Annotated in this window: 7 protein-coding genes, 1 tRNA gene and 1 CRISPR repeat array; of the genes, 7 read left to right on the top strand and 1 reads right to left on the bottom strand. The window is 58.5% G+C overall.

Translation table 11 applies throughout. From position 1 onward, the window contains the following. The first annotated feature begins 133 nt into the window (after positions 1-133). From H8K20_RS05965 to H8K20_RS05945, 5 genes are all read left to right on the top strand, one after another. Positions 134-1345 carry an MFS transporter gene (locus tag H8K20_RS05965; protein ID WP_164998142.1) on the top strand — a complete coding sequence of 404 codons (1212 nt, stop codon included), beginning with the start codon at positions 134-136 and terminating at the stop codon, positions 1343-1345. 384 nt (positions 1346-1729) lie between these two features. Continuing rightward, positions 1730-1805 (top strand) — tRNA-Ala (locus H8K20_RS05960). 2029 nt (positions 1806-3834) lie between these two features. Further along, a CRISPR array of direct repeats spans positions 3835-4342; the repeat unit is 33 nt; unit sequence GTCACCACCCGTGTGGGTGGTGTGGATTGAAAT. 549 nt (positions 4343-4891) lie between these two features. Then, positions 4892-6349, top strand: coding sequence for a beta-Ala-His dipeptidase (gene pepD / locus H8K20_RS05955; RefSeq protein ID WP_186487771.1), 1458 nt, complete (start codon positions 4892-4894; stop codon positions 6347-6349). A gap of 195 nt (positions 6350-6544) precedes the next feature. Next, entirely contained in the window at positions 6545-7348 is an 804-nt protein-coding gene (locus H8K20_RS05950) for a BtpA/SgcQ family protein (protein WP_243206184.1), read from the top strand. 531 nt (positions 7349-7879) lie between these two features. After that, positions 7880-8206 carry a GNAT family N-acetyltransferase gene (locus H8K20_RS05945; protein WP_186487770.1) on the top strand — a complete coding sequence of 109 codons (327 nt, stop codon included), beginning with the start codon at positions 7880-7882 and terminating at the stop codon, positions 8204-8206. Positions 8207-9138: 932 nt separating this feature from the next. On the opposite strand, the gene H8K20_RS05940 is transcribed toward H8K20_RS05945, so the two are convergent. Beyond that, positions 9139-10488 (bottom strand): sodium-dependent transporter, encoded by a 1350-nt coding sequence (locus tag H8K20_RS05940; RefSeq protein ID WP_186487769.1) that lies wholly within the window; start codon positions 10486-10488, stop codon positions 9139-9141. An 812-nt stretch (positions 10489-11300) separates the two neighbouring features. Between H8K20_RS05940 and H8K20_RS05935 the strand changes: the two genes are divergently transcribed. Together H8K20_RS05935 and H8K20_RS05930 are read left to right on the top strand one after the other, a co-directional pair. After that, positions 11301-11705, top strand: a complete 405-nt coding sequence (locus H8K20_RS05935; RefSeq protein ID WP_178089659.1) for a GtrA family protein — start codon at positions 11301-11303, stop codon at positions 11703-11705. Between the two features lie 199 nt (positions 11706-11904). Further along, positions 11905-13233, top strand: a complete 1329-nt coding sequence (locus H8K20_RS05930; protein WP_186487768.1) for an amidohydrolase family protein — start codon at positions 11905-11907, stop codon at positions 13231-13233. The last annotated feature ends 26 nt before the right edge of the window (positions 13234-13259 follow it).

The raw sequence follows: 13259 nt of genomic DNA, 5'->3' as shown, positions 1-13259 counted from the left end.
GACCGCGACAAGAGAATAGAAGCAAAAAATGCGCTGTACACTGTACTGGATACTGGGTATTGGGCGCATTTTTTGTGGCGTGGCCGCCGACAGGATCTGACAGAGTCCGGCGGCGATAAGAGGAGGAGACCTTTTGAAGAAAAAAGCGAGCATCCCGCTGTTTTTGGCGCTGTTTAGCATATTGACCGCCTGTTCTAACTTTATCCATCCGGTGACTCCGGCTATGTTTCAGAGTTTGGGATATCCCGACTACATGTTCGGGGTGGCGTTTGCCGCCATGAGCTTTTCAAACTTTCTATTCTGCCCGGTATGGGGCGCCTTGGGTGACCGTATCGGCCATCTGAAGGTATTTGCCATCACCGGGGTGGGATATGCGCTGGCCCAGCTGCTGTTTGGCGTTGCCGATACGATACCGTTCACCATCGCCGCCCGAGTGATCGCCGGCGTGTTTGGCGGCGGCTGGCTGGTGGCGGCTATGGCCTACATCGTCAACAACAGCCCGGCGCACAAGCTGGCGTCGTACATGTCGGTATTTGCGGCGGTGAGCTCGGTGTCGATCGCCATCGGCTACCTGCTGGGCGGGGTCATCGGCCAGGCGTCGCTGTTTTGGGATTTTGCCTCGCAGGTCATCGGCATTATCGTCATCGCCCTGATCACGCTGCTGGTGGTGGGCGAAAAGCTGCCCGCGCCCGACCCGCAAAAGCCGCAGCAGAGCTTTAACCCCTTTAAGGCGTTTGGCTCGATGGCGGTGGGCATGACCAAACCGTTGGGCGTGTTTTTGCTGGCGGTGTTTTTTGCCAACTTTGCCACCTTCAATTACGATAACTCCTTTAACTACTATATCAAGGCAGAGCTGGGCTTTCCCCCGTCGTATAACGGCATCATCAAGGCGGTCATCGGCATTATCGGCCTGCTCATCAACCTGACGGTGAACGTGTGGCTGGCCAAAAAGACCGATATGCGCCGCAGTATCATCCCGGTGTTTGGGCTGTGTACCGCCACGCTGATCGCGGTGTGCCTGGTCAGTGGCGACGCGGTGTTCATCGCCGCCAACGTGGTGTTTTACCTGTTCAACGTGATGTACATACCTATGCAGCAGACGCTGGTGACCAGCGACACCACCGCCGGCAAGACCAGCGGCGAGCTGTCGGGCATCTTCAACGCCGTCAAAGCGGTGGGCATGATCGGCGGATCGCTGTTTGCCGGGTTCATCTACACGGTGGACAGCAAGCTGCCGTTTTGGTTTGCGGCGCTTTCGTTTGGGCTGGCGGCGCTGGTGAGCGCAGTGAGCTACCGGGCGTACCGAGCTGTAGAGGGCGAGAAGGCCGAGCAGCCGGTGCGGTGAGCCGTCTGTACCTATAGCACCGTAATACAGCCGAGCAGCTGGTGCACCGATAAAATGCGGGCATTTAGATAGATGGTGTAGTGCCGCCCAGCCGGATGCCGGTTGTGTTTGGGCGGCCGACTGGACGCGGCGTGCCGATTGACTTGTAAAGATCTGGAGCGGCACCGGAAGAAACTAAAAAATACGGCGAGATATTGCCTTTAAAGGGGCGGTCTGCGGTGGCGGACCGCTCTTTTTTATGAAAAAAACGGCATAGATAAGCGGTTTGCGGGCAGGCTAGTGAGGGGAGAGACAGACCGGGAAAATATTTGTAAAAAAGTGTTGACAACCTCTATACCGTTTGCTATAATAACATTCGTCGGGTGAGACCGGCAGACAAAATACGGGGCGTTAGCGCAGCTGGAAGCGCACCACACTGGCAGTGTGGGGGTCAGGGGTTCAAATCCCCTACGCTCCACCATAAGAGACCGCATGAACATTGTGTTTATGTGGTTTTTATTTTTGCTTTGAACACACTTTTTAGCATACCTCTGGAATGAAAAGAGCGGCCCACTGTATTTGTGGACCGCTCTTTTTTTATTTTAGAATATCCTGAAAGACGATATCGAGATGACCCGCCGCCTTTTGCAGTTCGCCGTCGATCTGATGGCCATATACTCCACAGGTATCCATGCTCTCACTGTGCCCTATAGCCGGTTTGAGCAACTTCTCCGGCACCTTGCTTTGGGTGTATGAGACGAAGCGCATGCCGTAACGCGTACAGACCGCATGTAGGCCTGTGTTGCCTGTAATCGGTCTGCCATGTACGGGTACATGCTCTTTTCGCCGCCAGAGCCGCCGTTGGGGGAGGAGAATACTCATTTTGTGACGATGCTTAAAGACTTTAGCAAGGCGGATTGATCATCTCCTATACCCGGCGGTTTTTTGTCGCCAGATAAAAGGATCTATCCGCATTTGTGTTTAAACCACTGTGATCTCACCGCCCGCATTGATCGACCGGCTGATTTTCATGATAGCACCTTTCCTGTCTCGCTTATCCAACTCGTGCATTTCACCCGCACCCGTCACCCGGGCGCATACCGGTCAACACTTGGAAGCGCCATGCATGGGGATATAGCGGCATTTATTTGGTCGCCCATACCCCCCGATACGGTCTTCTGTATACAAGATTTCAAGGCATTTGGCGGCAAGATCTTGCGGGTGCCAACAGGGGCGCCATCAGGGCTTTCTATTTTTGGATGTCCCACACGGTATCCGTTATGCCCGGCGCATTTGCAGAAAGCCGTTATGGACCTCGTATATTGGCTAAAGTCTTTTTAGATAGCCCCGCCTATATTGTGCGTCTACACATTGCGGCCATAATCTGTCTGTAATGGACAAAACCTCTTTATGGTGTCCCTAACACGGGGGGCAGGTAACAGCTCCCCACCTGCTCGCTTTTTTGGAGTTGGCGGTTTACTTCTGGCGGGTGCCGCCTTTCGATCTTTGCGGGGTATTAGGTGCAGATTTGCTCTACCGGCAAGCCTACCGTTTCGGCGCGCCCGCTTCTTTACTTAGTTTGAGGGGCGGGGGTTATTTTGCGCGATCTGTATCTTTACCCCAAATATAGGGGTATAGTAGACTTGTGGGTGGTTAACGCTACTTACATCTCCTCGGGCCAGTCAACGGATGCAGCTGTTGGATGGTCTTTTTTCCATCAAATCTAACAGGTGATCATGGCTTGTGGCTTTTTAATAAATGGCAGCGTGACGTTGAATGGCTCGGTGAACCCCCACGGTGCTACGACACCGGACCGAATAGCGATATCCAAATTCTCTTTGGCACCAGTTGGGCACTGGATGGGCTCTAGGCATTTGATAACCCACCGATCTGCTTACACCTCGTGCCTTTCAATCGGGTCAAAATAACTCCCATTTGCTTTTTATCAACAAAGATGCCGTCTTGTCAGAGTCGAAAAGAACATAACCCGTTTTAGTACGGACTTTATTCTGAAACCCTGTTTTTGGTAGATACCGATCAAAAAGTACACCAAAACTGCTTATCATCCCCCTAAAATAATGAGTCTCTACCATTGATCTGAGCGCTCTCAGGTATTTAGAGAACGATTTCAGGGAGTAAACCAAAAGCTCCGGCTGTCATTGAGAAAAGAGGTGGGCCCATGTCAACGACTAAAGAGCTATCTAAAATGCTTAGCGAGTACAGGAGCGCCCACGATTTAAGTCAGGTAGAGGTGGCAAAATTATGCGGCATATCTGTAGAGTAGTATCAGAGGATAGAAATACCCAGTAAAATCTAAAGTGGAATAGTCTCTGATTGCTGTTTTGCTGGTGCGAAGTATAAGCACACAGAGAATACCTGTTATGTTCGCACCGGTGTTTTACCTGTTTTGCCGCGCAGATCTACTGCATGGGTAATGGATATGTTGACAACATACAGCGATATAGCTACAATAAATATAAGCAGTCGGCTATCTTTTGGCAGTGATTGCTGTCACCACCCGTGTGGGTGGTGTGGATTGAAATAAGGTTGAAAAGATGATGCCCGGGGAGAACGCAGGTCACCACCCGTGTGGGTGGTGTGGATTGAAATATAAAGGGGGTGAATGTATGGAGCAATCACCAGCAAGTGGTCACCACCCGTGTGGGTGGTGTGGATTGAAATGATTGTAGGCCTATACCCGCCGGTAGCTCCGCAGCCGTCACCACCCGTGTGGGTGGTGTGGATTGAAATAAAAGCCCCGTTGCGCTCCTCCGTGACTGTACATGTCACCACCCGTGTGGGTGGTGTGGATTGAAATCTCCACATTGCCGTCGATGGACACGGAAAAGCTGTCACCACCCGTGTGGGTGGTGTGGATTGAAATTGCCACAGGCGCTGCGAAAAATTGGCGCCCGACCGTCACCACCCGTGTGGGTGGTGTGGATTGAAATTCATATAAGTGGTATCAAATACCACTATAAACTAGTCACCACCCATGTGGGTGGTGTGGATTTGTAATATGTGTGTTATATCCACGCTTTTCAAGAGGTCTTGTCAAAGTGATGTTGCTCTGACTGGTTTTGAGCGTATAGAGATCGCTTTGGTAAGCTGTTTTTAAAGTGGGGCTTGTCTGTGTATTCATCATTGCTCGGGGCCAGATCCTCTACATTTCACTGGGAATAACCGCATAGGCGATGGCCTATGCGGCCTTTTGCTTTTATCGGGACTTTTTCACCTGCTATAAAAGAGCGGTCTGCGGTCAGACTGCTCTTTTTTGTGGCGCTCGATACGGCGGGATGTTCGCGGTGGGCGGTGGGAAGGTGAGGCAGGTGAGACGGGTGTGCACAAAATGTAGAGGAGATGGACGGGGGTGGGCGGCATGCTGCCGGCTGGTGGGTCGACCGGGCGTACGGGGGATGAGATATGGGAATGATCGGCTTTGCCCACTATATGAGTTGAGCCCGGGAGTTGGGGGTGGTGGAGGAGCGGCAAAAACCCGAAAAGTATGCTTTACAGCGGTGGTATAATGGTAACAAAAACCATCAGACAAAAATGGAGGAAAGATCTATGTCCTATATCACCGAGGGGTTAAAGCCCGAGCTGGCCCTGCGCTACTTTGAGGATCTCTGTGCGATCCCGCACAATTCTGGCGACGAGGCGGCAGTAGTTTCTTATCTGCAGCAGTTTGCCGAAGAGCACGAGCTGTGGTGCCGAGTGGACGAGGCGCGCAATGTGGTGATAAAAAAGCCGGCCACGCCTGGATATGAAAACAGCCCCACCGTTATGCTGCAGGGACATACAGACATGGTATGTGTGAAGCTGCCCGGCGTGGAGCACGACTTTGCCAAAGACCCGCTGACTTTACAGCTGAAAGACGGGGTGCTCACCGCGAGCGGCACCACGCTGGGCGCTGACGACGGCACGGCGGTGGCCCACATGTTGGCCCTGCTGAGCGACGACAGCTACGAGCACCCGGCGCTGGAGTGCGTATTTACCTCGATGGAGGAGATCGGCCTGATCGGCGCGATGAAGCTGGATACCGGCGATCTGCAGGCCCAGTATCTCATCGCTATGGACAGCGGCGCCGGCCGCGAAGACGTGACCACTGTATCCTGTGCCGGCGGGCTGGTGCTGGATATTCGCCGGCAGCCCCAGTGGGAGCCGGTAGACGGCGGCCTTTTGACGCTGACGATCGAGGGCCTGCTGGGCGGGCACTCGGCTATGGCTATCGACCGGCAGCGGGGCAACGCGATCAAGCTGATGGGCCGTATTTTACACGATATGGCGGCGGTGAGCCCACTGCGCATCGCGTCGCTACGGGGCGGCTCGAAGATGAATGCTATCGCCGCCGACGCGGTGGCGGTGGTGTGTGCCGAGGACCCGGCAGCCGCCGGTGCGGCGGCCCGGGCGACTGCGGCGGCGATAAAAGAGGAGCTCTCGACCAGCGACGCCGGTTTTACCTTTACCTGCACGGACGGTGGCGGGGAGCAGAAGGCGCTGACTGCGGACTGCACGGCGGCGCTCATCGACCTTTTGTACCTGCTGCCCGACGGAGTGCGCGCCATGAGCATGGATATGCCCGGGCTGGTAGTGGCTTCCTCTAACGTGGGCGTACTGACGGTGGGCGAAGACGAGATACTGGTGCGCGACTTTGTGCGGAGCGCCGAGGACAGTCTGCGCGATCTTATCGGCGGCGAGATAGACCGGCTCTGCGCGCTGCTGGGCTTTGCGGTGACGGTAGACGCCAAATTTTCGGGCTGGAAATTCGACCCCAACTCGCGGCTGCGGGCGCTGGCTACCGACCTGTACCAGCGCACCTTTGCGCGGCAGATGGAGCTAAACGCCGTGCACGGCGGGATGGAGATCGGTGAATTCAAGGCCAAGATGCCCCACCTGGATATCGTGTCGTTTGCCCCCGACTGCGGCAACCCCCACACGCCGGAGGAGTACCTGAACATCCAGTCGTTTGACAACATCTACCGCTTTTTGCAGCTGCTGCTGACGGAGATCGCCCACCAGCATTAAAAGACCTGTCTACTGAAAAAACCGCCAAACTTTTAAGGGGCGGTTTGTGCCGGGTGCCATAAAAGAGGACGGATGTCCGCAATCGGTGCAAAGTAGATTGACAAGCCAAACTGCCTGTGAGTACAATGTAGCTGTATGAGGTAAAAAACGGGAGCGCTGCGCTCTCGACAATAGAATTTGGGAGGTAAAAACAGTATGTCTATGTTTAAATCTCTGGATGGCAAAAAGCTGGCCATCGGTCTGGTCCACTTAAAACCCCTGCCCGGTACACCGCTGTACCAGGAAGGTGACCTGGAATTGTCGATCGAGAAGGCGCTCAAAGACACGGAAGCGCTGATCAAAGGCGGCGCCGACGGCTGCCTGGTGCAGTCGGTCGACAAGATCTACCCCTCCACCGACGATACCGATTACGCCCGGGTGGCGGGTATCGCACTGGTCACCAATGAGGTGCGCAAGCTGGCCGGCCCCGACTTTAAGATCGGCATCCAGCTGATGTGGAACTGCATCACCCCGTCGCTGGCGGTAGCCAAGGTCTGTAAGGCCGACTTTACCCGCTGCACCGCCATGCTGGGCACCACTTCCTCGAACTTTGGCACCATCGAGGCCAACCCCATGAAAGTACAGAGCTACCGCCGCTACATCGGCGCGCAGGATGTGGATATGATCGCCGAGATCTCGGGTTATCACTTCCACGCCGGCGAGTACGACAAGGGCCACATCCAGACTTTGGCCCAGAGCGCCATGACCGTGGGCGCCGATGCGGTGGAGATCATGAGCCGCGACGAGGAACTCAACAACCGCATGGTGGAGGATATCAAGGCTCTGCCGGGCAACATCCCGGTGGTATTGGGCGGCGGCACCAACCTGGAGAACGTAAAACGCCGTATGAAATACGCTGACGCGGCGCTGGTGGGCGCCTGCTTTGAGGGCAACAACTGGGGCGGCAACATCGACCCCGAGATCGTCAAGGAGTATGTGGGCCTGCTGCGCTCTATCTAGAGAGCGGGCGGCACAGTGCAGGGCGGGTCGAGAGGCCGGTCGTGCGCGGCGCCACAGAGCGTACAAGTAAAGAGGGGCACGGCTGTTTATGAGGGGCAGCTGTGCCCCTTTTTTATAGGGCGGATGTTTGGCGCGTCGGCCCAGGCGGCTGGGAGCACCGGACTGAATGGGCGGGAGAGCAGTGGCGGCAGCGGCGGATTGCGGGCGATAGGGTCGGCGGGGAGGACGGCGAGCAGGTCTGGGAGATCGCTATGCGCAGGGGGGAGCGGCAGATCGGGCTGTTTGGTGGGACCGCGGGGATGGAGGTGTGCCGGGGCAGCGCATGGGGCCTGGAAATAGGGCCGTTTGGCGCAGTATGATCGTATATATTACCGCTGATCGCCGCAAAAATAGCGCGGCGACACGGCAACAGGAGAGGAGCAGAGAGATGAGAGAGATCACCGTGCGGGCCGCACAGAGGAGAGATGCGGCTGAGTTGGCAGCGCTCAACCGGGCGTTTAACGGGGCGACAGGCACCTGCGGGGCAACGAGATGGCGGCGCTGCTGGAAGAGCCGGCAGAACAGGTATTGGTGGCGGTGGTAGACGGTGCAGTGGCTGGCTTTATCTGCGGGCATGTATGGCGCTCTATCTGCTACTCCGATATACAGGGGGAGATAAAGGAGCTGTATATCGGCAGCGATTACCGGCGGCTGGGGTTGGGGCAGCGGCTGATGGCGGCTATGGAGCAGTATTTGCGGGGGCGGGGCGTGCGGGCAGTGACCCTGTTTACCGGGCTGCAAAACACGGCGGCACAGGCTTTTTACGAGCGCTGTGGGTATACCGACCAGCAGCAGATGGAGTACGAAAAAAAGCTGTAGGACCAGCCGCTGCCAAAGATAGAGGGAATACGGGCAAATTATGGACCGATGCACCGCGCCGGCAGCACAGAGGCGGGACCGGCAGAACAGCCGCGGTGGAGATAAGAAAGCTTGTGCCGGAGCGGGAACACCAGACCGCCAGACGGCATAACGGCTACTGGTACCGCGGCGGCCGGCAGCTTGAGCAGGGCGCGTTGGAGACGGCGGCACATCGGAAGATTTGGCGGCAAAATTGACGGACGTATTTTGTTGTTGTGGCCCTCTGCACCGCCGAAACTGCCGCTTTGTTTTGAATGGGCGAAAAGATAAATGCAGGGCGCGGCGTGAGCTGCGCCTTTTTTGCGGTGGGGTGGCAGCGCCGGTGAGGTTATTGGGGGATGGCACGATCTGGCGGCGATGGGGGATAAAGGATATAGACGCGTAGGGGATATATAGCAGACCGGCGAAAAGACGGCAGCTTTGGACGGGTATAGCAGTCTCTGGGCCCGGTGATGAGACGGAGGATGATCGGGGGATTTGGAAGCTGCCTGTTCTTATTTGTGGCGGTGAAAAAGAGATCTGGGTTTGGCGGTGGCGCAGTGGAAAAATGGCCGGCAGTGGCTGATGGCGGGGACAAGAGCGGCGTTTTTTATTCTCCGCCCCCAATATTCTGGTTTACATGTATGATAAAAAGGGGAGATGTGTTTTGAGGTGGCCGGCGGTGTTGCTGCTTTGCGGCGCGGTGTGAGGGGTGACCGACGCAGTCTGGAGAGTGGGGGGATAAACTGCGGGCGGGGTGGTGGGGCGCGGACAGAGCGGGGCAGCGGTGCGCCTTGGCGCAGCAGGCGGCGGAGTAGAGTTGCAGGGAGGCAAAAGCAGGGGCGGCGGGGAGACAAAAAAGGCGCCCGGCAGGTGGTGCCGGGCGCCTTTTGGTATGTGTAAAACAGGTCCGATCAGTTGCTGATAAGGCCCATGACGAAGATGATGCCGATGAGTACCGGCGCCACCCAGCGAATGAGAAAGCTGTACGCCCGCCGGATGGCAAAGCGTTTGCCGCAGCGCTCTACCTCGCTGGTGACGTTGCCGACGCCCCAGATGTGGCCCACAAAGATACAGGTGGCCAGAGCCGCCAGCGGCATGAGGATCTTGTCGGTCAAAAAGCCCATCGCGTCGAACAGGTTCATGCTGCCGATGGTAAAGCCGGCGAGCGGGCCCATAGACAGGCTGGCAAAGACCCCGATGGCCGCCATGATACCGCCCATCACCAGCGTGGCGGTGCGGCGCTTCCAGTGGAAGGTGTCGATGAAGAACGAGGCCACCACCTCCAACAGGGCGATAGCGCTGGTGAGTGCGGCGATGAACACCAGGAAGAAAAAGGCCAGCCCGAATATGCGCCCCAGGGGCATAGAGTCGAACACTGCCGGCAGCGTTTTAAAGATGAGGCCCGGGCCGCCGGTGGGCTCCATGCCAAAGCTGAACACCGCCGGCATGATGGCCATGCCCGAGAGCAGCGCCATGAGCGTATCCAGCCCCACCACGGTGCAGGTATCCTTGGTGATGTTGGTATCCTTTTTTAGATAGCTGCCGTAGGTGATGGCGATGCCCAGCCCCAGGCTGAGACTGAAGAACACCTGGCCCATGGCCAGCACCACGGCGTTTATGAGCGCCTTGGGGTCGGATAGCAGCGAGGTGTCGGGCACAAAGAGAAAGCGCAGGCCTGCGAAGGCGCCGGGGAGCGTGACCGCGCGCACCACCACCCCGATGAGCAGCACGAACAGCAGCGGCAGCAGCCATTTGCTGCAGGTCTCGATGCCTTTTTGCACCCCGCCGATGACCACCAGCACCGCCACGGCCATAAACAGCAGGTGCCACACCACCGGCTGCACCGGCGAAGCGACAAAGGTGTCGAAAGCGGCGGGGTCACTGACGCTGGCGCCGGTGAGATAGCTGCCGATGTACTTCATGACCCAGCCGCCCACCACGCTGTAGTAGGAGAGAATGATGAAGGCGCAGCTGATCTCGATCACGCCGACGAAGGACCACTTTTTGTTGATGCTGCGAAAGGCGCCGATGGCATTGAGCTGGGTGTTGCGGCCGACGGCCATCTCGGACAGCATGATGGGGATGCCCAGGATCAGGGCGAACACCAGGTAGAACACGATGAACAGGCCGCCGCCGGAGATGCCCGCCACGTAGGGGAATTTCCAGAGATTGCCCAGACCGATGGCCGACCCGGCGGCGGCCATGATGAAGCCCAGTGAGCCGGTGAAGTGGCCCCGGCTCGGTTTTTTCTTGTTGTCCATGATCGATAACACTCCTCTTTTGTTGGCGGTGCGACCGGCCCCGGCTGCCCATAGGGGGCGTTGGCGGCCGGTGCTGGTCGCTGCTGCTGATACTGTTTTTTTGATGCTGGCGGAATGTGCGGGGCAGCGCCGGCTGGGGCGCGCCAGAGATACACAAAAAATGGGCCTGCCCCCACGCGGTGTGCGAAGGGACAGGCCCAAGTAGCCTGCGGTACCACCCAACTTGGCGCGCGGCGGCGCGCCCAACTCGGCGGGATGCGGTGCATCCCCGGCGGATAACGGTGCCTGCCGGGAGGTGCTAGTGGGGGCAGAGGCCCGGTTCACATCTCCACTCAGGGGCGACGGCGGCCCACTCCGCCGGACGCCGTGCTCTCACCTGCTCACGGCTCTCTGTAGGGGCGGAAAAAAGGGGGCGCTCTCCCCGTCGGCGTTTTGCCAGCGGTATTTGCCGCCGGCCCGGTGCAGCAGCCCGCCCGGGCCGGCGAGATAGCCCCTATTATAGCAAGGTGGGGGAGAATTTGTCAAATAGCGGTGCCGCCGGCGGCGGACGGCGCAGATTTCCCGGGAAATTATGGAGGGGCGCGCCGGCCGGGGGCGTGACCGGGGCTATCCAGCGCGGGGCGCATATGGGGGACACAGACGGGCCCCGGGCAGCTGCCGGGCTTTGCGGCAGTGGGGGCTGTGGTTGTGGTTGGGGCCGGAGTTGGGGCGGTGCTGCTTGTCAGAACGGGGCAAAAAAGGTATAATCTACTCCATGGACAGGCGGCACAAGGCAAAAAGTGACACTGCTGCCGGGAAAGGAATTTTAGATGATGGAAAAGATAAGAAAGCTCTTGCGATCTGACCGGCTGTGGGAGCTGTTTCGCTTTGGCGTGACCGGCGGCCTGAGCTTTGTGGTGGATTACGGCATCATGATCGCACTGACCGAGCTGGCCGGGGTGCACTACCTGCTGTCTTCCGGCATCAGCTTTACGGTGTCGGTGGTGGTAAACTACCTGCTGTGCGTGCTGTGGGTGTTTAAGACCGACAAAAAGCAGTCGGCCAAGGCGGTCATCGTGTTCGTTGGCTCCAGCATCGTGGGGCTGGGGCTCAACCAGCTCATCATGTGGCTGCTGGTGGATATCGGCCACATCATGTACCAGCTGTCAAAGATCGCCGCCACCGCCATCGTTATGGTGTGGAACTACATCGCCAAGCGCAAAGCGGTGGAGATGTGAGCGCTGCCGCACCTTTTTAAAAGAGACTTAGAGTTCCCGGCGGGGCGGGGGCACATACAGGCTGGCCCGGTGGGGCGCTGCTCGGGCGCTGCCGCGGGGCAGCGAGCCGGACGGAGCACAGGCGCTGCGCTGCCCGCCGGCAGCAGAGAAGGACCGCCCGCAAAAAGCGCCGCCGGGCACGACACAGGAGGGGCATACCATGACTACACTGATAAAAAACGGCATCGTCATCACCGAGGACCCCGAGGATCGGGTGTTTTTAAAGGGCTGGATGCGCATCGACGGCGACCGGATCACCGGCCTGGGGGAGGGGGACCCCGGCGATGCGGTGACTGCCGACCGGGTGATAGACGCCACCGGCAAGGCGGTGCTGCCGGGCATCGTGGACGTGCACACCCATGTGTGCGGCTCGCTTTTTAAGGGCATGACCGAGGACCCGGAGGGGGCCTTTTACGGTCTGGCGCTGCCCATGGAGCGGCTGCTGACCCCCGAGAGCACCTACACCCTGAGCATGCTGGGCGCCGCCGAGTGCTTAAAGGGCGGGGTGACCTGCATAAACGACATCTACCACTACATGCGCGACACCGCCCGCGCCATCGACGAGATCGGCATGCGCGGCGTGCTGGCCCATAAGATCATCGAGACCGACCTGTCGACCATCCAGTATCACGACTACACCCGCATCCCCAAAGAGGGGGCGGCCCGGGTGGAGGAGAACTGCCGCCTCATCGAGGAGTACCACGGCAAAGACGGGCGCATCTTCTGCCGCTTTGGCCCCCACGCCACCGACACCGTATCGATAGAGCTGGCCCGTAAGATCGTGGAGCTGGGCCACCACTACCAGGTGGGCTTTCACATCCACGTGGCCCAGAAGGTGCAGGAGGTGAACTTTTTAAAGGAGACCTACGGTCTGACCCCGGTGGAGTACCTGTGCGAGACCGGGCTGATGGGGGAGGACCTGGTGGCCGCCCACTGCACCTACATCACCGACCGCGACATCCAGCTGCTAAAAGAGGGCGGGGCCACCATGGCTCACTGCGCCGAGATGTACGGCAAGCGCGGCAGCTTTCCCCCCATGGAGAAGATCTATGGGAGCGGGGTGCGGCTGGCCTACGGCACCGACTGGGTGACCATGGACCCCTGGACCAGCATGCGCATCGCGGTGATGGCCGCCCGCATGGCCGGCTGCAAGCTGAATGATCCCAGCGCCCACACCGCACTGCGGCTGTCGACCATCGTGCCGGCCAAGTCGCTGGGGCTGGGCGACCGCATCGGCTCGCTGGAGGTTGGCAAGCAGGCGGATATCCTGCTTTTGGATATGCAGAGCCCCAACCTGACCCCGGTGTTCGACGACCCGGTGGCCACCATCGTCTACAACGCCAACCGCCATGACGTGCACACGGTGCTGGTGGCCGGCAAGGTGCTGGTGGAGGACCGGCAGCTCAAGACGGTGGACGAGGCCCAGGTGCTGGCTGAGGGCCAGCGGGCGGCCACCGCCATCTACCGCGACTATAGGGCCGGAAAATAGCGGCCGGCCCGGCATCCGTTACCCGT

Origin of the sequence: Neobittarella massiliensis (ex Bilen et al. 2018) (assembly GCF_014269355.1) — a bacterium.
GTDB lineage: Bacteria > Bacillota > Clostridia > Oscillospirales > Ruminococcaceae > Neobittarella > Neobittarella massiliensis.
This window is presented reverse-complemented; position numbering and strand designations above follow the sequence as displayed.

Coding starts and splice junctions, on each gene's coding strand:
- pepD (WP_186487771.1), top strand. CDS start 4,892: ATGTCCTATATCACCGAGGGGTTAAAGCCCGAGCTGGCCCTGCGCTAC.
- H8K20_RS05950 (WP_243206184.1), top strand. CDS start 6,545: ATGTCTATGTTTAAATCTCTGGATGGCAAAAAGCTGGCCATCGGTCTG.
- H8K20_RS05945 (WP_186487770.1), top strand. CDS start 7,880: ATGGCGGCGCTGCTGGAAGAGCCGGCAGAACAGGTATTGGTGGCGGTG.
- H8K20_RS05940 (WP_186487769.1), bottom strand. CDS start 10,488: ATGGACAACAAGAAAAAACCGAGCCGGGGCCACTTCACCGGCTCACTG.
- H8K20_RS05935 (WP_178089659.1), top strand. CDS start 11,301: ATGGAAAAGATAAGAAAGCTCTTGCGATCTGACCGGCTGTGGGAGCTG.
- H8K20_RS05930 (WP_186487768.1), top strand. CDS start 11,905: ATGACTACACTGATAAAAAACGGCATCGTCATCACCGAGGACCCCGAG.